This window comes from Hyalangium minutum (assembly GCF_000737315.1).
In the GTDB taxonomy this organism is placed as follows: domain Bacteria; phylum Myxococcota; class Myxococcia; order Myxococcales; family Myxococcaceae; genus Hyalangium; species Hyalangium minutum.
Genome location: NZ_JMCB01000004.1, coordinates 40,229 through 59,802, shown reverse-complemented (window position 1 = coordinate 59,802; position 19,574 = coordinate 40,229). Strand labels below are relative to the sequence as shown.

Sequence of the window (19,574 nt, the reverse complement as noted above, 5' to 3'; positions counted from 1 at the left end):
TCCCGGGTAGTTACGGGCAGGCGGGGGCACCGCCTCCGTCTTTCCCGGTGATGCGGGAGCAGGCGGTCTTCACGGTCGCGGTGTCCTTCAGGTCGCGCGCCAGCCGGGCAGTGCGCAGCTGCAGCTCCTCGTTGTTCGCGTTGTCCGGCTCGGCGGCCAGGTTGCTGAGGATGCGCAGCGCGTCCGGCTTGCGCTCCATCGTCACGAGCAGCTCCGACAGCTCGATCAACTCGCGCACGTCCTCGCCGGAAGCCGTCTCCAGCGCCTTGCTCAGCTCCTCCTCGGCGGCCTTGCGGTCCTTCTGAGCCAGGTGGAGCTGCGCGATGGCCACGTGCACCAGAGCGCGGTCCTTCACCTTGAGGGACTCGCGGAACGCCGCGAGCGCGTCCGCGCTCTTGCCCTGACTGGCGTAGATGCGGCCGACGAGCTCCCACATCGAGGGATCCTTGGGCGACTTCTGCGCGGCCTCTTTGTAGGCGGCGGCCGCCTCGTCCATCTTCCCGGCGCGCACCTGCTCGTCCCCAAAGACCGAGAGCACCTCAGAGGTACGAACGCCCTGCCCCACCCACTTCTGCAACAGGGTGAGCGCCTCCGCGTGCCGGCTGTCCTGCTGGAGCAGTTCCACCGCCTTGAGCAGATAGTCGGGCTTGAGCTTCTCGGGGCTGACCTCGGCGGCGAGCGTGAAGTGGCGGACGGCCTCGTCGTTCTCTCCGCGCTTGTGGTGGATCTCCGCCAGCTGCTCCAGCGCGTTGAAGTCCTTGGGATACAGGCCAATGGCCTTGCGCAGCGAGCTCATGGCCTCCTCGTACTTGCCCGTCTGCGCCTGGATGAAGCCGATGCGGCTCCAGGTGGTGGAGCGCTTCGGATCGAGCGCCAGCGCCGCCTGGAACTCGGTGAGCGCCTCGGCGTACTTGCCCATGGAGAGGTAGACCTCGCCCACGGCGGCGGGCAGGCGCGGGTCATTGGGCGCCAGCTGCTTCATCTCCGCGAACGAGGCGAGCGCCTGATCGAAGTCGCCGTGCAGATACTCGGCATTGCCCTTCACGTAGAGGCCCTCAGCGCGGTCCTTGGGATCGATCTTGGGCGTGTCGTCACAAGCCGCTGTGGCGAGCAAGGCGAGCAGCGACAGAGCGCGCAGGCGCGAAGGCATAAACGGGGCTCCAGACTTCAGAAGTGGTACAGGATGCCAGCGGTGAGATCGAGGTTGAGCCCATCCCCGAGCCCGTTGTCCGCGAGGCCCAGCGTGGCCTGAGCGAGATTGGTGCCGGCCTCGAGGTGGATGCCGAACTTGCCGCCAATGAGGTACTCGGCGCCGAAGAAGCCGATCACTGTGGGCAGCGAGCCGGTGGACTCGAAGATGCCGAACTGCCCGAACGCGAGCTGCACGCCGAGCCCCAGCCCCCAGTACGGCCGGAAGGCGTGCTGCAGCCGGTAGTAATGACGGGCCCCGAGCAGGCTGGGCAGGATGCGGAGACGGCCGGACTCGCTCTCATCGCCATTCGCCCGGATGAAGGTGATGCCCACCTGGAGGAAGCCCACCCACTCGGGATGGAAGGCATAGCCCACCTCGAGGTCCGCGCCGGGGTTGAGGGCCTGGATGTTGGAGATGAAGCTGTTGTTGATGCGCAACCCCAGCACGAGACCACCGCCGGGGGTCTCCCTGGCGCTGCCGAATAGCGGCCGGGCCGCGCGCGTCTCGCCCTCGGGCGCCAGCTCGGCGAGCAGCTGCTCTCCGACGGCATCCGCAACCTGGAGGAGATCCTCGGTGCTGGGGGCCTCGGCGGCGGGCCGGGCCAGGCTGCGTCCCGAGAACGTGTCGAGCAGGCTGACGGTGAGCAGGTACTTGTCCCCGAAGCGGTCCAGCCGCCCGGCCACCACATACTGGGCGCCGATGGCGTTCGATAGCTCCTCGAGGCAGGGGCCTTTGCTGGAGCACGAGCCAGAGCCCAGCAGCTGGCGCTGGCGCTCGGTGCTCAGCATCGTTTCGATGTCCCGCTGGGTGAGCACCTTGAGCTTGGGAGAGTCAGCAAGCCGGCTCGCGATGAGCGAGGCAATGCCGGGCGCGGCCTCCTGAGCTGCCTTGTTGGACTCGAGCGCGAGCACGGCCACGGTGGGCAACGGCGAGGCGTCGGACGGCTTCTTCTCGGACGCAGGCTTCTGCTCGGGGGCCGCCGTGGCAGCGGGAGGTGCCACTGCCGCAGGAGCTTCAGCCGCAGGAGCTTCAGCCGGAGGCGTCGCGGGAGCAGCCTCGGGAGGCGCTGCGGGCGCGACAGGCGCGGCAAGAGAAGCGGACGAGGACGCCGGCTCCTCGGCGGGAGCAGGGGTCTGGGCCCAGGCAGCCGTCGAGAGCAGCAGCGAGAGGAAGATCAGGGGGCTAAGGCGCTTCACCGGCGACACTCTAGGAGAATCGGCGCCGAGAGCCATCCCCCTCCCCGCCTGCCTGCCTCAGGAGGACGGGAGAGGCCCGAGGTAGTCCAGCGGGTCCACGGGCTTGCCCTCCAGGCGGACCTCGAAGTGGCAGTGGGGACCCGACGTCCGCCCGGACTCTCCCACCGTGGCCACTACCTGGGAGCGACGCACGGTCTGCCCGGTCTTCACTCGCAGATCCCGGTTGTGGGCGTAGAGCGTAATGAGGCCGTTGGGGTGCTGGACGATGACGATGAGGCCGTAACCCTTCTGCTCGCCCGCATAGAGGACAGTGCCCTCCTGGGCCGTCTGGACCGGAGTTCCCGCCGGGGCCGCCAGGTCGATGCCGTCGTGGGGCTCGCGGCCCTTCTTGCCAAAGCGGCCGTACAGCACGCCTCGGAACGGCCAGTCGAGCATCCCCTTGGTCGCTGGCTCGGGCCGCGAGGCCTTGCCCCCCTTCCGAGGAGGCGTGGGCTTCTCCTGCAGACGAGGCCGAGGCGGCAGATCATCCCGGCCCACGACAACCCGAGGCGCCCCACCCTTCCCCGGCGCGGGCCCCACATCGGGCTCCACGTGAGGCTCATCTGGGGGCTCAGGTGCCTCGTCCTCGGGAGGCACGGTGGGGATGAGCAGCTCCTGTCCCACGGAGAGGCTCCGGGGATCCTTGATGCCATTGGCGGCCTTCAAGTCGTCCACAGTGACGCCATACGAGCGAGCAATGCGGAACACCGTCTCTCCGGGCGCCACCTTGTGACGGACGGTGAGAAGCTCCGGCTCGGGATGCGCGGCCCGCAAGGTGATGGGCAGAGAGGCCGATGACGCGGAGGCAGAGGCCCCGGGAGCAGGCGCGGTTCCCTTCGCGGGAGCCCGTGCCTCAACCTCCGAGGGAGACGGCGGTGCCTCGAGCCCTCGGGGGCGCGAGGCAGACTGAGAGCTGGCACACCCGGTGGCGCCGAGAACCAGGAGGAGCGCCAAGCCCGCTCGGCTGAGACACCGGCCAGCCAACCTCACCCACCCGACCCGGAGCGCCGGAAGCCCTCGATCGTCCACCCCGCGAGATCGGAGAGCCGGCTGTGATCGGTCAAATCGAGGTGCAGCGGCGTGACGGAGACGCGCTTGTCCAGGTGGACGGCGTTGCAGTCGCTGCCGGGGATGTCCTCGTGCTCGTACTCGCTGCCGCCGATCCAGTAGTACTTCTTGCCCCGCGGATCGACGTTCTCGGTCACGGCATAGCCGTAGCTGTGCCGCCCGAGCCGGGTGACGACGTAGCCCTCCGGCTCCACGCCGCCGGGGATGTTCACGTTCAACAGCATCCGCGGAGGCAGCGTCCGCGACAGGGCCTCGGCCACGATCGCACGGGCGAACCGGGCCGCGGGTTTGAAGTCGAACGGCGCGTGGGAGGCGAGGCTGAACGCGATGGAGGGCACCCCAAGCAGGGCCCCCTCCATGGCGGCGGCGACGGTCCCCGAGTAGGTGACGTCGTCCGCCAGATTCGCGCCGTGATTGATCCCAGACACCATGAGCTGGGGGCGATCATCCTTGAGGAGGTGGTTGATCGCCAGATAAGCGCTGTCCGCAGGGGTGCCATCCACGGCAAACCAGCGCTCGCGGATCTCCTTGATGCGCAGGGGGCGGTGCAGGGAGATGGCGTGCGAGGCCGCGCTCTGCTCGCGGTCCGGCGCCACCACCCACACCTCCCCGAGCGGGCTGACGGCCTCGACCAGCGCCTTCAGCCCGTCCGAGAAGTACCCATCATCATTGGAGACCAGGATGCGAGGGCGTCGGGCCTGGGTCACGTCGCCTCACTTCTGCAGGGTGCCCTTGATGGCGGTGCGGCCGGCGTAGCGCGCCGCAGGCCCCAGTTCCTGCTCGATGCGCAGCAGCTGGTTGTACTTGGCCACGCGGTCCGAGCGCGAGGCCGAGCCCGTCTTGATCTGCCCGCAGTCGAGCGCCACCGCGAGGTCCGCGATGGTGGTGTCCTCGGTCTCGCCCGAGCGGTGGCTCATGATGGAGGTGTACCCGGCGCGGTGGGCCATGCGCACGGCGTCGAACGTCTCCGTGAGCGAGCCGATCTGGTTCACCTTCACGAGGATGGAGTTGGCGGTCCCCGTCTGGATGCCGCGGCTGAGGCGCTCCACGTTGGTGACGAAGAGGTCATCGCCCACCAGCTGGATCTTCTGGCCCAACGTCTCGGTGAGCTTCTTCCAGCCCTCCCAGTCGTCCTCGGCCATGCCGTCCTCGATGGAGACGATCGGGTAGCGCTCGGTGAGGCCGCGGTAGTACTCGATCATCCCGGCCGAATCGAACTCCTTGCCCTCGCCCTTGAGCTTGTACTTCTTGCTGCCCTTGTCGAAAAACTCGCTCGCCGCGACATCCATCGCCAGGTACATCTGCTCACCCGCCTTGAAGCCTGCGGAGCTGATGGCCTCCATGATGAGCTTGAGGGCCTCCTCGTTGGCGGGCAGGTCCGGGGCGTAGCCGCCCTCGTCGCCCACGCCAGTGGCGAACTTGCGGGCCTTGAGGATCTTCTTCAGCGCGTGGAACACCTCGGCGCCCCAGCGCAGGCCCTCGGCGAACGAGCTGGCGCCCGCGGGCACCACCATGAACTCCTGCACGTCCACGCGGGTGTCCGCGTGCGCGCCGCCGTTGAGGATGTTCATCAGCGGCACCGGCAGGGTGCGCGCCTGCAGGCCGCCCACGTAGCGGTACAGCGGCAAGCCCACGGCGTCCGCGGCCGCGCGGGCCACCGCCATGGAGACGGCGAGGATGGCGTTGGCGCCCAGCTTGCCCTTGTTGGCGGTGCCGTCCAGCTCGCGCATCCGCAGGTCCACGGACACCTGATCCAGGGCATCCATGCCCATGATCTCGGGGGCGATCGTCTCCATGACGTTCGCCACGGCCTTCTTCACACCCTTGCCCAGGTAGCGGTTCTTGTCACCGTCCCGGAGCTCGAGCACCTCGTGCTCTCCCGTGGAGGCACCAGAGGGCACGGCCGCACGGCCGCGGCCCCCGCCAGACAGATGAACCTCGGCCTCCACAGTCGGGTTGCCACGGGAGTCGAGCACTTCACGCGCCAGAACTTGAGCAATCTCGGTCATGCCGCGGGTTCTAGAGGAGGCCCACCCAGGTCGCAAGCTTGCACACCACTGTGGCTGCTACAGTGTCCACCCCTGAAGGCCCGTCCACCCCCTGCCCATGCCTCCCCCGCCGCGCCGACCACCTCCGAAACAGAAGGGTCCGGATCCCCTCCCGGGCCAGCGGAGCCGAGGTGCGCTGCTGGGCCTGGCCGTAGGGGACGCGCTCGGGGCGCCCATGCGAGGCCGCAACCTCCTGGCCCCCCTCTTCCCCCAGCTGGCGGACGGCATGCGCCGCATGCCCATGGGCGGCAAGTTCAAGTCCCGGATCCCCCAGGATCCCATGACGGCCAACTACGAGGACTTCCCCGAGGGGATCCCCGAAAACGGCGAGCTGCCTCCTCCGGTGGTGGAGCTGCGCAAGGGCCAGGTGACGGACGAGACGCACATGGCGTGCTGCATTGCCTGGAGCCTGAAAGAGGTGAAGAGCTACAACGCCTCGGACGTCGTCCGCCGCTACCGCGCCTGGAAGCCCGTCGCCTTCGACATGAGCGATCCGATGCGCGAGGTGCTCAACGAGATGGACGCAGGCATGCCCGCGCTCACCTCGGGGCGTCGCGTGTGGATCCGAGGCTTCCGCCGCTCCTGCACCAACAGCAGCCTGGCGCGCACGGCCCCCATCGGCGTCTTCTTCGCCAAGGATGATGCGGCCCGCCTTCAGGCCTCGTTCGACGACTCCGCCCTCACCCACTACGATCCGCGCTGCCAGCTCGCCTGCGTGGCCCTGAACGAGGCCATCGCCAGGGCCATCACCGGCGGCGACAAGCTCCAGCCCTCGGACCTCCTCATCGCCGCGCAGAAGGGGCTCTCCATTGGCGCGGCGGCGCTGGCCCGCTCGCTGTCCGACTACGTGGAAGAGGTGTCGTTCGCCAAGTCCCTGCTCTGGGCGGACCTGGAGGCAGCGCAGCAACAGAACCCCATGCTCTACGGACCGGAGCTGCACCTGCACCGCCACCACGGCCACGTGCGCATCGCCTTCCGGCTGGCCTTCTGGGAGCTGCTGCACGCCCCCAGCCTCGAGGCCGCGCTGGTGGACGTGGCGAACCGGGGGGCGGACGCAGACGCGCACGGCGCCATCACCGGCGCGCTCCTGGGCGCCTTCTACGGAGAGAGCGCCATCCCCGCCGAGTGGAAGCAGCTCGTCCTCGAGTCCATGAACACCGTGCGCGGGCCGCTGTGGAACCTCTACCACCCGCGGCACTTGCTCGCCCTCGTGCAGGACTGAGCGGCCAGGACTGAGAAGCCAGCGCAGCCCCTGAACGCACGAAGCCCGCGGGAGGCAGTCCCCGAGGGGACACCTGCCGCGGGCTCAGAGCCACGCTGAAGCCGAAGGAGCCGGCTTCAGAGGTCAATGACGACGACACCGCGAGGCGGCTTCTCCTCGTCGTCCGTCTCCGTGCGACGGCGCGGACGATCCGGAGGAGCCGGTAGCGGCAACTCCACGGCAGGGCGCTCGCGCTCCTCGCGGCTGCGCTCCCGGCGCTTGATCTCTTCGATGATGAAGGCGTCCAGCATGGGTTTGCTCTCCCTCAGCCTACATACCCCGGTGTACGCCCGCCACCTCGCCCCGGCTCCGGTGCTCTCGCATGCAAAGGTAGGTCCCCCAACACTGCGGGGGTACAACCTTGCTACCGGGCCCGGTTGCCTGTCCACCGCACCGACATCGAAGCCACACCCCTGTGTCAGGGATGTCATGGTTGGCGCTCGACCTTCTGCCACTGGGTACGTTGATTCTAATGCAGTCGTGGCAACCCGCAAGCCGTCCAACCAGCGGTGAAGCCTCGACCATTCAACGTGGCAACCCCTGGACGAGGCTCGCCTGCCCTCTTGCCCAGGGTGGGTACAGGTATGACATCCAGGGCACAGGAAGGGCCGAGGAGGCGCTCAGGGGGTCTCCGCCCTGCGCTTGAAGGCCTCCAGCATCTTGGGGAGGGAGGTGTCGACCAGGGCGTTGACGACGGCCTTGGGGACCAGGGCACCGAGCGCCATCTCCACGGTGTAGGTGCCCTTGGTCTTCCCTTCGCCCGCGGGCTCGAGCACCCAGCTGCCCTTGTTGTCCTTCATGAACTCGCCGTCCACGAAGGTCCAGGACATGCGAGTGGGGCGCTCCTCCTTGACGCGGATGGTGTACTTGATGGTCTTCACCACATCGACCTTGTAGTGGACGTTGACCTCATTGCCCTGGCGCCCCGAGGTCTTCACTTCCTTCACCTCGGAGAGGAACTCGCCGTACTTCTCGTATTGGGTGATGACGTCGAACACCTTCTCGATGGGGGCGTTGATGATGATCGAGCGGGTAGCGCCTGCCATGGAACTCTCCGGACGGGGTGAGGGGGAAGCCTGCAGCTAGAACGCAGAGTACCCCGGCTTCTTGTCGAACTTGTGGACGGATTGCACGAAACGAACGGTGCCCGTCTTGCTGCGCATGACGACGGAGTGCGTCTCACAGCCGCCGCCGAAGAAGCGCACGCCCTTGAGGAAGTCGCCCGAGGTGACGCCGGTGGCGGCAAACATCACCTCGCCCCTGGCCAGCTCATCGGCGGCGTAGATCTTGGTGATGTCGGTGATGCCCATCTTCTTGGCGCGGTCAATCTCGCCCTGGTTGCGCGGCACGAGGCGGCCCTGCATGTCGCCGCCCACGCAGCGCACCGCCGCCGCGGCGATGACGCCTTCGGGGGCGCCGCCGATGCCCATCAGCACGTCCACACCGGTCTCCTCGAAGCAGGTGGAGATGGCGCCGGCCACGTCGCCGTCCTCGATGAGGCGGATGCGGGCGCCCGCGGCGCGGACCTCCTTGATGAGGTCCACGTGCCGCTCGCGGTCGAGGATGACCACGGTGAGATCCTCCACATAGACCTTCTGCCGCTCCGCGACGGCACGGAGGTTCTCGGTGGGGGTGCGGCGCAGATCGATGGCACCCTTGGCGCGCGGGCCCACCGCGATCTTCTCCATATAGGTATCCGGGGCGTTGAGGAGGTTGCCCTTGCTGGCCATGGCGACCACGGAGATGGCGCCGGGGCGGCCATAGGCGGCGAGGTTGGTGCCCTCCAGCGGGTCCAGGGCGATGTCCACCTCGGGGACGCCCTCGGTGCGCCGGCCGACGCGCTCGCCGATGTAGAGCATGGGGGCCTCATCGCGCTCGCCCTCGCCGATGACGACGGTGCCGTCGATGAAGAGGGCGTCGAAGGCGCGGCGCATGGCGTCCACGGCGGCCTGATCCGACTCGTTCTTGCTGCCGCGGCCCATGAGACGGGCGGAGGCGATGGCCGCCATCTCGGTGACGCGCACGGCCTCCATTGCCAGGTTGCGATCCATGTGGGGACTCCTTGAGAGAAGGTGGAACTTTCAGGGGGACTGCTCGAGCAGACGCAGGAACGTGTCCGGGAAGCGCCGGGGCTTGCCGTCGCGCCCGATGCAGGCATGGAGAGTGTGCCCGGTGCACAGCAACGTCGAGGGGTTCCCGTCGCGAAAGATCTCGTACTGGAAAGTGAGCGAGGCGCGGCGGACCTCCGTCACACGAGGACGGATGACGAGCAGATCGTCGTAGCGTGCGGGGGCCTTGTACTGGCAGGAGACCTCGGCGACGGGGAGCATGTAGCCCTCGCGCTCCATCTCCTGGTAGCTGCCGCCGCGAGCGCGGAAGAACTCCATGCGGGAGAACTCGAAGTAGCGGAAGTAGTTGGCGTGATAAACGACCCCCATCTGGTCGGTATCGCCGTAGATGACTCGGATCCGCGCTTCCACCATGCGTGCGCCGACGGTAACAGGGGGATCGGGCCCCTCCAAGCCGAAGCCATGGCGAGTTGGTTGCTTCTGACCATCTGGCGGCGAAGATGAGCCCCCCTATGGTGCGCCCTCTCGCCCTGGCCGTGGTTCTCCTCAGCTTCCCGGTGTTCGCGAAGCCTCCGAGGCTGGCCCTCTTCATCTCGGTGGATGCACTCGGCACGGACCTGCTGTTGCGCACACGGCCAAAGTTCAAGAGCGGGCTGCGTCAACTGCTCGACGGTGGGGCGTTCTACCCGTACGGCCGGTACGACTACGCCAAGCCTCGGACGGCGGCGGGGCACACGACGCTGTCCACGGGGGCGAACCCGTGGCGGCACGGGATTGTCGACAACCGGGTGGTGGATCGCACCACGGGGCAGCCGCTGAGCGTGTTCCAGGACGAGGCGCACCCGGTGCTGGAGGTGCCCCTGACCTTCGCCACGAGGGGCGACACGAGCCCGCTGAACCTGATGGCGGAGACACTGGCGGACCGGCTGCGAATGAGCTCACGGGGGCGAGGGAAGGCGGTGGCGCTGTCGGGCAAGGGCCGGGCGGCGATCCCACTGGCGGGGCGGCTGGGGCAGGCCTACTGGTTCGATGAGACGGTGGGGAAATTCGTAACGGGGACCTGGTACACGAAGGAGTTCCCGGCGTGGCTGCAGGCGTTCAACGCGAAGGAGCTGGCGGACGGGTACTTCTCGCAGCAGTGGACGCTGCTGCTGCCGAAGACGGAGTACCTGGGGGAGGACGAGCGCCCCTACGAGACGGACGAATCGGGGCTGGGGCGCAGCTTCCCACACCCGCTGAATGGAGGGGGCCAGATGGCGGGGCCGCGGTCGTATGCGGCGCTGGCGAGCTCGGCGTACTCGAATGACTTGCTGGTGCAGGCAGCGAAGGCGGCCCTGGAGGGCGAGGGGCTGGGCAAGGACGAGGTGCCGGACCTGCTGGCGGTGAGCTTCAGCGGGACGGACCGCGTGTTCCATGCATACGGGCCGTACCATGGGAGATGCAGGACACGCTGTACCGGCTGGACCGCGCAGTGGCGGAGCTGGTGACGGCGGCGGAGAAGGCTGCGGGGGGCCGGGCGAACCTGGTCATCGTGCTGACGGCGGACCACGGAGGGGCGGCGGTGCCAGAGCACTGGGCCTCGGAGGGGCTGCCGGCGCGGCGGATGAACACGAAGGAGCTGTCGCAAGGGCTCGCGCAGGCACTCAAGGCGCGGTTTCCGCAGGTGGAGGTGACGGTCACCCAGGAAGAGTCGGACGTGTACTTGTTAGGCAAGGCGCTCGAGGACGGGAAGGCAGACGGAGCGGCGGTGCGGAGGGCGGCGGCGGAGTGGCTGTCGAAGCAGCCGGGCATCGCGGCGGCGGTGGCGCGGGATGATCTCTACACGGCGCCGGATGTGGCGGGGCTGATCGCGCCGGTGCGGCGAGGCTATTACGCTGGACGCAGCGGAGACGTCTTGATCGTGCCGCAGGCGTTCCAGGTCATCAGCAACGTGCTGGTCGGTACGAACCACGGCACGCCGTACAACTACGATCAGCAGGTGCCGGTGGTGTTCGCGGGCAAGGGCGTGAAGCCGGGGACGTACCTGCAGGAGATCAACGCAACGGACGTGGCCCCCACGCTGGCGGCGATGCTGGAGTTGGGCGCGCCCGCCTCCGCCGAGGGCCATCCCCGGACCGAGTTCTTCACGAACGGCCGGCCGGCTGGCCCCAGCAACTGAGACTCCCCTTCCCTTTCGTGGTCAGTGCTTCCGGCGCGAGCGGGAGCGGGCTGCCCCCTTGGTCGTGGCGATCTCCAGCGACAAGTCCATGGCCCGTGCCGAGTGCGTTAACGAGCCCATGGACACGAAGTCCACGCCCAGCTTGGCCAGCCTCGGCAGCCGATCCAGCGCGACGCCTCCAGAGACCTCCAGAGGCACCCGCCCTGCCGTGAGCTCCACGGCCTTGCGGATCTGCTCGTCATCCATGTTGTCGAGCATCACCACGTCCGCGCCCTCTTCGATGGCCTCGGCCAACTGCTTGAGGTTGGTGACCTCGATCTCGATCTTCACCAACCGAGGCGCATAAGCCCGGGCCCGGCGCAGGGCCTCCTTGATGGAGCCCCCCACCGCCGCGATGTGGTTGTCCTTGATGAGCACCCCATCGAAGAGACCGAAGCGGTGGTTCGTCGCCCCCCCCAGCCGGACCGCCTCCTTCGAGAGGGCGCGCATCCCCGGCGGCGTCTTGCGCGTGTCCAGCACCTTGAGCTTCGAGCCCCGCACTGCGGTCATCGCCTGCTGCGCCAGCGTGGCGATGCCCGACATGCGCTGGACAATGTTGAGCGCCGTGCGTTCGGCGGCCAGCAGCGAGCGCAGCCGACCGGAGACCTTCGCCGCCACGACCTTGGGCTTGATCTCGTCGCCGTCCCGCCGGAGGAACTCGACCTTCACCTCCGGGTCCACGTAGTAGAACACGCGGGCAAACGCATCCAGCCCAGCGAGCACGAGCTGCTCCTTCGCCAGCAGCTCGCCACTGCCCATCGCGTCCGGAGGAACCAGGGCGTTGGAGGTCACATCCCCCGCCGCCCCAAGGTCCTCGTCCAAGGCCAGCTCGATGAGGCGGTCGAGGTAGTCCTTCAAGATCGGTCTCCTTACCGCCGGGCCTTCTTGGCCGTGGACTTCTTCGCGGGTGCCTTCTTCGCCGCAGCCTTCTTGGCAGGCGCCTTCTTCGCCGCGACCTTCTTCGCCGGAGCCTTCCGCGTCCCAGCCTTCTTGGCAGCCGCCTTCTTGGCCGGAGCCTTCTTCGCCGCGACCTTCTTGGCAGGAGCCTTCTTCGCCGCAGCGGCCTTCTTCGCCGAAGCCTTCTTGGCCGGAGCCTTCTTGGCCGGAGCCTTCTTGGCCGGAGCCTTCTTGGCCGGAGCCTTCTTGGCCGGAGCCTTCTTGGCCGGGGCCTTCTTCGCAGGCGCTGAAGCGGGCTGAGCACTGCCCTCCCCGCCCTGCTTGGCCTTGTCGAACTCACGCTGGGCGTCGTCCACGAGCCCCATGCTCATGTACGCCACGCCCAGGTCCTCGTGGTCCTTGGCGGACAGGCCTTCCTTGGTGCTCTCGCGGAGCTTGTTCAGCGCGTCGGTGATCTGCGGGTTCACGACCTCCCCGCTGGCCTCGAGCTCTCCCTTCAGCTCCTTGCTCAGGTCCACGGCATCCGCCGTGGGGGCGCTTGGCGGCGCCACCTTCACCTGGGACGTCTGCGCATCAGGGAGCTTCTCCTCCGCTGCTTCAGGCGGGGTCTCTTCGGACATAGGTGCCTCCGGGGCCAGCCGATCGAGGTTCTCCTGCAGCTTTGTCTTGCGGGCCTTCAGCTCTTCCACGCGGGCCCGATCCTTCTCCACGACATCTGGCGGAGCCTTGGCGACGAAGTTCGGGTTCTCTAGCTTGCGCAGCACGCTCGCCAGTTCCTGATCCGCCCGCGCCAGCTCCTTACCCAAACGGTCTCGCTCCGCATCCACGTCGATGAGCCCGGCCAGCGGCACGTAGATCTCCAGCCCCGAGCCCACGTACGCCGCGGCCTGCACCGGCTTGCGGCCCGGAGCCTCGATGCGGACCTCGGACAGGCCCGCCAGCGGCAGCAGGTAGTTGCTGCACCGCTCCAGCGTGGCCCTCAGCGCCGCATCAGCGCTCTGCACGTGCGCCACCAGCTTGGCCGAGGGTGGCAAGTTACTCTCGCCGCGAATGGTGCGGATGCCCTCGATGGCCGCCACCACGGGCGCCATCTCCGTCTCCGCCGCGAAGTCCGCCAGCCGCGAGTCCGGCTCCGGGTACGGCGAGATCATGATCGAGTCCACCGACCGCGGGATCGGCAGCTTCTGCCAGATCTCCTCGGTGATGAACGGCATGAACGGGTGCAGCAGCCGAAGCATGCGCTCCAGGCAGAACACCAGCACCGCGCGGGTGCTGTCCTTGGACTTCTCGTCGTCGCCGTAGAGCGAGCCCTTGGACAACTCGATGTACCAGTCACAGAACTCGGACCAGAGGAACTGGTAGAGCGTGGAGGCCGCGTCCGAGAACGCGTACGTCTCCAGCGCCAGGCGCGTGTCCACGATGGCGCGCTGCAGCCGCGCGAGGATCCACCGGTCCGCCAGCGTCAGCTGGCGCTCCTTGATGGGGCGCGTGTCGAGCCGGAAGCCGCCCAGGTTCATCAGCACGAAGCGGCTGGCGTTCCACAGCTTGTTGCAGAACGCCTTGTAGCCCGCCACGCGATCCATGGAGAGCTTGATGTCGCGCCCCTGCTGCGTGAGCGAGGCGAGAGTGAAGCGCAGCGCGTCCGCGCCGAACGCCGGCATGCCCTGGGGGAACTTGTTGCGCAGCGTGGGGTTGAGGTTCTCCGCCTGAGACCCGAGGATGATGTCGAGGGGATCAATGACGTTCCCCTTCGTCTTCGACATCTTCTCGCCCTTCTCGTCGCGCACCATCGCGTGCAGGTACACGGTGCGGAAGGGCACATCCCCCATGAAGTGCAGGCCCATCATCATCATCCGGGCGACCCAGAAGAAGATGATGTCGTGGCCCGTCTCCATGACGGACGTCGGGTAGAAGGTCTTCAGCTCGGGCGTCTGCTCCGGCCAGCCCAGCGTGGAGAACGGCCACAGCGCGGAGCTGAACCAGGTGTCCAGCACGTCCGGATCCTGGGTGAAGTTCGTGCCGTTGCACTTGGGGCAGTGCGAGGGCTGCTGGCGCGAGACAATCGGCTCGGCGCGGTTGAAGTCCACGCCGCCCACGCGCACCGTGGGCGCACCCTCGGGCAGATCCGTGTCATCGCCCACGCGCGGGCTGCACGCCGTGCAGTAGTAGGCGGGGATCTGGTGGCCCCACCACAGCTGGCGGCTGATGCACCAGTCGTGGATGTTCTCCATCCACTGGAAGTAGGTGTTCGTCCATGACTCGGGGACGAACTTGGTGCGGCCCTGCGCCACCGCCTCAATGGCGGGCTTGGCCAGCGGCTCGATCTTCACCCACCACTGCATGGACAGCCGCGGCTCCACCACCGTTTGGCACCGCTGGCACTGGCCCACGGAGAGCGTGTGCGGCTCTTCCTTCTCCAGCAGTCCCTGCAGCGTCAGGTCCTCGAGGACCTTCTTGCGCGCCTCGTAGCGGTCCATCCCCGCGTAGGGCCCCGCTTCCTTGTTGGTGCGCGCGTTGTCATCGAAGATGGAGATCATCGGCAGGTTGTGCCGGAGCCCCGTCTGGTAGTCGTTGAAGTCGTGCGCCGGCGTCACCTTCACCACGCCCGTGCCGAACTCCATGCTGACCAGCTCGGCGTCCGCGATGATGGGGATCTCACGGTTGATCAGCGGGAGCACCACCGTGCCGCCCGCCAGCCCCTTGTAGCGCTCGTCATCCGGGTGGATGGCCACCGCGGTGTCGCCCAGCATCGTCTCCGGGCGGGTGGTGGCCACCGTGAGCGCCCGATCCGTCCCCTTCACCGGGTAGCGGATGTGCCACAGCGAGCCCTTCTTCCCCTCGTCGTGATCCACTTCGAGGTCGCTCAGCGCCGTATGGCACGAGGGACACCAGTTGATGAGCTTCTGGGCCCGGTAGATGAGCCCCTCTTCGTGCAGCCGGACAAAAACTTCGCGCACCGCGGCCGAGGACTTCTCGTCCATGGTGAAGCGCTCGCGCTCCCAGTCCAGCGAGGCGCCGAGGAACTGGTGCTGCTCGCCAATGCGCTTGCCGAACTTGTCCTTCCACTGCCAGACGCGCTTGAGGAACTCCGGGCGGCCCAGATCGTGACGGCTCTTCTTCTCCGTCTTCTTCAGCTCCTTCTCCACCACCATCTGCGTGGCGATGCCGGCGTGATCCGTGCCCGGCATCCAGAGCGCGTTGTAGCCGCTCATGCGCTTCCAGCGGATGAGCGTGTCTTCGATGGTGGCCGTGAGCGCGTGTCCCAGGTGCAGGCTGCCCGTCACGTTGGGCGGCGGCAGCACGATGGAGAACGGCGGCTTGTCGGATGTGGACTCGGCGTGGAAGTACTTCCGCTCCAGCCAGAACTTCGACCAGCGGGCCTCCACCTCGGTGGGCTCGTAGGCCTTGGACAGTTCAATGGTGTCAGTCATAAGAGGCCGGCCCAGTGGGCCGGCAGGCAATCAGGGTCGGATTACGGCAACTAGTGCTGCGTCTCTCGGTCCTTGATCAGCCGATCCAGCTCCTCGCGGATGATGGTCTCGGCGAGCTGGGGTACTACCTCCCAGGCGATCTTCTCGATGACCTCGCGGGAGGCCTTCGAGAGCGCCTCGCGCAACTGGGCCTCACCGCCATCCGCGGCCCGAGGCGCAGCACGGCCCGCTCCCACGTTGACTGGGGCACCGTGGGGCTCGGGCAGCGCGTCATCGAGAGAGAGAGACTCCACCTGCGGCTGCGGCTGCGGCGCGGCCTGAGGCGCGGGAGCTCCAAGACCGAATGGATCCGGCCTGCGCGGCTGTGCACCTGCAGGAGCAGATGGCAGCCCCGCGCCACCCGGCGGACGAGGAACGCCACCCGGCGCAGGAGGAACCCCAGGCCCCGGAGGACGCGCCATGCCCGGACCCGGCGGCATGCCCGGACCCGGCGGACGCGGCACGCCCGCAGCAGGCCCCGGAGGCATTCCAGGCCCTGGAGGACGCGCACCCGGCGCAGGAGGAACCCCTGGCCCCGGAGGACGCGCCATGCCCGGAGGCGCACCCGGCCCCGGAGGACGCGCACCCGGAGGAGCACCTGGCCCCGGCGGCATGCCCGGCCCCGGAGGACGCGGCACGCCCGCGGCAGGCCCCGGCGGCATTCCAGGCCCCGGAGGACGCGCACCCGGCGCAGGAGGCATCCCAGGCCCCGGAGGACGCGTCATGCCCGGAGGCGCACCCGGACCCGGCGGCATACCCGGGCCCGGAGGACGCGGCACGCCCGCAGGCCCCGGAGGACGCGGAGCCCCCGCGGCAGCGGCGGGAGGAGGAGGACCGGCCGGACGAGCAGCCGCAGGAGCCGCCGTCTGGGCAGTGATCTGCGTGGCGGCTGAGGCGGGCATGGTGTTCGACTTCTGCCCCACCAGGGCCTTCACCTTGTCGAGCAACACCTGGCTCTCGAAGGGCTTGGTGACGTGGTCGTCCGCGCGGGAGGCACGGGCGCGGTTCTCGTCGAAGGCCTCGAAGGTACCCGCCAGCAGCACCACGGGGATGTGCTGGGTGTTCGGGTCACTCTTGAGGGCCTCGCAGACCTCGTACCCGCTCTTGCCGGGCATCATCACATCCGCGAGCACCACGTCCGGGCGCAGCTCGCGGCAACGGGCAATCGCATCCAACCCGTTGTCCACTGCGGTCACCTGGAAGTCCTCGGTCGCAAAGATCATCCCAATGACCTTGCGGATGGTGAGCGAGTCGTCGGCGACCAGCAGATTCTTCGGCATCGGCGTCGGGCCTCGGGGGCATCAACCCCCAGAATTAATTGAAGAAACGGGAGCGAAGGCGAAGACATTCCACGCTCGCTGCACGCGGGGCAGCTTAGGGGTTGCCCTCCGGGGCAATCAAGAAAACATGTGCTGCAGGTCCAGGAAGAGCACAGGTCCGGTCAATCCGGGTGCACGGAACTCGCCAGGGACGTCGGTGGGCTCGAAGCGTGGGAGCACGCCGAGGACACGGGTGGCACACAGCCCCACGTTCTGGCCCGCCATCTCCGTGAGCACGAAGAAGGCCTCCACCCCGGCCGTCCCCCCCAGCATCGCCGGCACCGAGAAGATAGGCCACAGCACCTGGGCATGGGGGAATACCCCCGCCACCGCCCCGCGCTGCACGGGTAACCGGCTGAAGGCCTCACCCTGAGTGACGACCTGGGACACCAAGCTCAGCGGCAGACCGAACAGGCGGCCCTGGGACTCGAAGACGAGCGCCCGCTCCGGAGCACTCTCCATGAGGTGCACGGGCCGGGGGGTGCCTGCGGAGGGCTTGGGGACGCCGCGCTGCGGCAGCGACTCGGCGATGAGCTCCAGGTAGAGCCGCCCCTTGTGGAGGACGGCGCCCCGGCTCAGCGGGACGAGCGCCTCGCCCAGCCCCGCGGGCAGCAGGAAGAACGGCGCGTGCGCCACGTCCGCCACCTCCACCACCGAGCGGACCCGCACCGCCAGCGTGGGGCTCACATCCAACACCACCACCATGCCCTGCCCCTTCTCGGGGGCGCCGCCGAGCAGCACGGACAGATCCTTCACCTCGAGCATGCCTCGCAGGCTGGTGCCATCACTGCCCGGCAGGGCCACCTCCATCACCGAGGTAGCCTCCAGGGCATAGCGCGTCTCACCCGCCTCGACGAGCAGACACAACCGGCGTCCGCTTTCGAATGGAGCCACGGGGAGGGAGGCTAGCAGCCCCGAGGGCATTGATGGTAAGCGGAAGACAATGGCGCAGATCCTGCTAGTCGACGACGAGAAGATGGCCCGGACCCTGTACGGGGACTATCTGCGCGCCGCCGGCCACACCGTCGTCGCCGTGGGAAGCTTCGAGGAGTTCCGCGAAGCGCTCAATGCCGACACCTATGACGCGGTGGTCACGGACCTGATCCTTCCTGGCACCGACGGCATGGAGGTGCTCCGCTACAGCAAGGAGCGCTACCCGGGCGTCGAGGTGGTCGTCATCACCGGCCTGGACAAGGTGGATCCCGCCGTGCGTGCCATCAAGAGCGGCGCGGCCGAGTACCTCGTGAAGCCGGTGGCCCCGGAGGCGCTCGAGCACGCCGTGCGCCGCGCCCTCACCACGAGGGATCTGCTGCGCGAGAACGCCTCACTGCGCCAGTACGTCTCTCTGTTGGAGATGGGGCAGCGCATCGCCACCACCCTGGATCGCGAGCGGCTCGCGCTGGCCGTGGCCAGTGCGCTCGAGGCGCAGACGCAAGCCCAGGGCGTGTTGCTGCTGCTGCGCGAGGGCGGCCCGCTGAAGGTCCATGGCCACAACGGCATGGCCCCCGAGCTGGTGACGGAGCTCGAGCCCATCCTCTGCTCCCAGCTCCAGGGCATCCGTACGCCCCGCTCGCTGGACTCGCTGCCCGGGGACTTCGAGCACGTGATCGCCTTCCCCGCGAGCGACGCGGACCTGTCCCTGGGCCAGATCGTCCTGTTCTTCTCCCGCCCGCCGCCGGAGAACGTGCCCGAGGTGGCCGGGTTCCTCTCGCGCCACTACGCCATGGCGCTGCGCAACATGGGGCGCTTCAGCGAGGTGGAAGATCTGGCCTACATGGACGATCTCACCCACCTCTACAACATGCGCTACCTCCACCTGGTGCTGGACCGGGAGGTGAAGGCCTCGCAGCAGACGGACATCCCCTTCAGCCTGCTCTTCATGGACCTGGACCACTTCAAGGCCGTGAACGACACGCACGGCCACCTGGTGGGCTCGCGCCTGCTGGTGGAGGTGGGGCGCGTGCTCAAGGGCTGCGTGCGCGAGCGGGACGTGGTCGTCCGCTACGGAGGGGACGAGTACGTGGTGCTGCTGCGCAACACGGATTCGGGTGGCGCCCTCAAGGTGGCCGAGCGCATCCGCCGCACCATGGAGAACCACCACTTCATCCCGCGCGAGGGCATCTCCCTCTCCCTGACGACGTGCGTGGGAGTGGCCAGCTTCCCCGAGCATGCGCGCGACAAGGGCGCACTGCTGGACATGGCCGATCGCGCCATGTACCGCGGCAAGCGCGGCACCCGGAATGTTGTCTACATGGCAGCGCTGGACCAGGAGGCCCTGCCCGCCGAGCGCAAGGTGGCGGGCTAGGCGCTCCCGTTCGCCGCCCGGAAGCTCAGCGGCGCAAGTTGCCCACGGTCAGCTGCTTGGGGAGCGGAGGCTCGGCGGCCCTGCCCCCTCCCCCGCCCTCGCCCACCGACTCCACGTCCTCGTGCGGAGCCCCGCTGACGATGAGCTGGTACTTCCGCGAGGCCTCCGAATCATGCTTGGCCTGCTGGGGATCCAGCCGGGCAATGAGCTGCCAGAAGAGGGCCGCGTGCTCGCGCTCCTCGTCCATCACGTGCTGGAGGATGGCCTTGGCCTCCTCATTGTCCGTGGCCTCGATGTGGGCGGCATAGAGGTTGATGGCGTCCAGCTCCGCCTCGATGTTGAGCCGGATGGAGCGCGCCAGCTCGGAGTCCGTGAGCTTGCGGGGGGGCACCACCGAGTGGAACGGATTGGTCTGCGGCATGTCAGCCTCCAGGGCCCCGGCCGGGGCGACCCGGGCGGGGGTGGCAGCATCCGCAGGCTTCGGCCTCCGGTCAACGGATTCCGCGTGTGTTG

18 protein-coding genes are annotated in these 19,574 nt (G+C 68.3%); 4 read left to right on the top strand and 14 right to left on the bottom strand.

What is annotated here, in order from left to right; genetic code table 11:
• Nucleotides 1-10: 10 nt before the first annotated feature.
• The 5 genes from DB31_RS11730 to eno are packed head-to-tail and all read right to left on the bottom strand — an operon-like array spanning nt 11 to nt 5,504.
• Nucleotides 11-1,150, bottom strand: a complete 1,140-nt coding sequence (locus DB31_RS11730; protein WP_044186467.1) for a tetratricopeptide repeat protein — start codon at nt 1,148-1,150, stop codon at nt 11-13.
• A 17-nt stretch (nt 1,151-1,167) separates the two neighbouring features.
• Nucleotides 1,168-2,388: a hypothetical protein gene (locus DB31_RS11725; protein WP_240486652.1), complete on the bottom strand. Its 1,221-nt coding sequence runs from the start codon at nt 2,386-2,388 to the stop codon at nt 1,168-1,170.
• 57 nt (nt 2,389-2,445) lie between these two features.
• Nucleotides 2,446-3,381 (bottom strand): peptidoglycan DD-metalloendopeptidase family protein, encoded by a 936-nt coding sequence (locus DB31_RS11720; protein ID WP_205628497.1) that lies wholly within the window; start codon nt 3,379-3,381, stop codon nt 2,446-2,448.
• A gap of 32 nt (nt 3,382-3,413) precedes the next feature.
• Complete coding sequence (surE, locus tag DB31_RS11715) at nt 3,414-4,202, bottom strand: 5'/3'-nucleotidase SurE (protein ID WP_044186465.1); 789 nt, start codon at nt 4,200-4,202, stop codon at nt 3,414-3,416.
• 6 nt (nt 4,203-4,208) lie between these two features.
• Nucleotides 4,209-5,504, bottom strand: coding sequence for a phosphopyruvate hydratase (gene eno / locus DB31_RS11710; RefSeq protein WP_044186463.1), 1,296 nt, complete (start codon nt 5,502-5,504; stop codon nt 4,209-4,211).
• A 97-nt stretch (nt 5,505-5,601) separates the two neighbouring features.
• Between eno and DB31_RS11705 the strand changes: the two genes are divergently transcribed.
• Nucleotides 5,602-6,765 carry an ADP-ribosylglycohydrolase family protein gene (locus DB31_RS11705; protein ID WP_044186460.1) on the top strand — a complete coding sequence of 388 codons (1,164 nt, stop codon included), beginning with the start codon at nt 5,602-5,604 and terminating at the stop codon, nt 6,763-6,765.
• A 116-nt stretch (nt 6,766-6,881) separates the two neighbouring features.
• Here the strand turns inward: DB31_RS11705 and DB31_RS49590 are convergent, their stop codons facing one another.
• From DB31_RS49590 to DB31_RS11690, 4 genes are all read right to left on the bottom strand, one after another.
• A complete protein-coding gene (locus DB31_RS49590; RefSeq protein ID WP_169787038.1) occupies nt 6,882-7,055 on the bottom strand; it encodes a hypothetical protein in 174 nt (57 codons plus the stop codon).
• A 369-nt stretch (nt 7,056-7,424) separates the two neighbouring features.
• The gene (locus tag DB31_RS11700) at nt 7,425-7,850 is read right to left on the bottom strand and encodes a type II toxin-antitoxin system RatA family toxin (protein WP_044186458.1); all 426 of its coding nucleotides are present in this window, start codon (nt 7,848-7,850) and stop codon (nt 7,425-7,427) included.
• Between the two features lie 36 nt (nt 7,851-7,886).
• Nucleotides 7,887-8,855 (bottom strand): class II fructose-bisphosphatase, encoded by a 969-nt coding sequence (gene glpX, locus DB31_RS11695; protein WP_044186456.1) that lies wholly within the window; start codon nt 8,853-8,855, stop codon nt 7,887-7,889.
• 30 nt (nt 8,856-8,885) lie between these two features.
• Nucleotides 8,886-9,287, bottom strand: a complete 402-nt coding sequence (locus DB31_RS11690) for an acyl-CoA thioesterase (protein WP_044186454.1) — start codon at nt 9,285-9,287, stop codon at nt 8,886-8,888.
• Between the two features lie 98 nt (nt 9,288-9,385).
• Between DB31_RS11690 and DB31_RS51425 the strand changes: the two genes are divergently transcribed.
• Together DB31_RS51425 and DB31_RS51420 are read left to right on the top strand one after the other, a co-directional pair.
• Nucleotides 9,386-10,360 carry an alkaline phosphatase family protein gene (locus tag DB31_RS51425; RefSeq protein WP_338034293.1) on the top strand — a complete coding sequence of 325 codons (975 nt, stop codon included), beginning with the start codon at nt 9,386-9,388 and terminating at the stop codon, nt 10,358-10,360.
• Nucleotides 10,312-11,031 carry an alkaline phosphatase family protein gene (locus DB31_RS51420; RefSeq protein ID WP_338034292.1) on the top strand — a complete coding sequence of 240 codons (720 nt, stop codon included), beginning with the start codon at nt 10,312-10,314 and terminating at the stop codon, nt 11,029-11,031. Before DB31_RS51425 ends, DB31_RS51420 begins: the two co-directional genes overlap by 49 nt.
• 21 nt (nt 11,032-11,052) lie before the next feature.
• Here the strand turns inward: DB31_RS51420 and nadC are convergent, their stop codons facing one another.
• The 4 genes from nadC to DB31_RS11665 all read right to left on the bottom strand — a co-directional run bounded on the left by nadC (nt 11,053) and on the right by DB31_RS11665 (nt 17,650).
• A complete protein-coding gene (gene nadC / locus DB31_RS11680; RefSeq protein WP_083968161.1) occupies nt 11,053-11,931 on the bottom strand; it encodes a carboxylating nicotinate-nucleotide diphosphorylase in 879 nt (292 codons plus the stop codon).
• Nucleotides 11,932-11,939: 8 nt separating this feature from the next.
• Nucleotides 11,940-15,398, bottom strand: coding sequence for a valine--tRNA ligase (locus tag DB31_RS11675; protein ID WP_044186452.1), 3,459 nt, complete (start codon nt 15,396-15,398; stop codon nt 11,940-11,942).
• Between the two features lie 50 nt (nt 15,399-15,448).
• Nucleotides 15,449-16,717 carry a response regulator gene (locus DB31_RS11670; RefSeq protein ID WP_044186449.1) on the bottom strand — a complete coding sequence of 423 codons (1,269 nt, stop codon included), beginning with the start codon at nt 16,715-16,717 and terminating at the stop codon, nt 15,449-15,451.
• 117 nt (nt 16,718-16,834) lie between these two features.
• Nucleotides 16,835-17,650 (bottom strand): chemotaxis protein CheW, encoded by an 816-nt coding sequence (locus tag DB31_RS11665; protein ID WP_044187151.1) that lies wholly within the window; start codon nt 17,648-17,650, stop codon nt 16,835-16,837.
• Nucleotides 17,651-17,699: 49 nt separating this feature from the next.
• On the opposite strand from DB31_RS11665, the gene DB31_RS11660 reads away from it, so the two are divergent.
• Nucleotides 17,700-19,061, top strand: coding sequence for a diguanylate cyclase (locus tag DB31_RS11660; protein ID WP_044186447.1), 1,362 nt, complete (start codon nt 17,700-17,702; stop codon nt 19,059-19,061).
• A gap of 25 nt (nt 19,062-19,086) precedes the next feature.
• Here the strand turns inward: DB31_RS11660 and DB31_RS11655 are convergent, their stop codons facing one another.
• Nucleotides 19,087-19,482 (bottom strand): demethoxyubiquinone hydroxylase family protein, encoded by a 396-nt coding sequence (locus tag DB31_RS11655; protein WP_044186445.1) that lies wholly within the window; start codon nt 19,480-19,482, stop codon nt 19,087-19,089.
• Nucleotides 19,483-19,574: the final 92 nt, after the last annotated feature.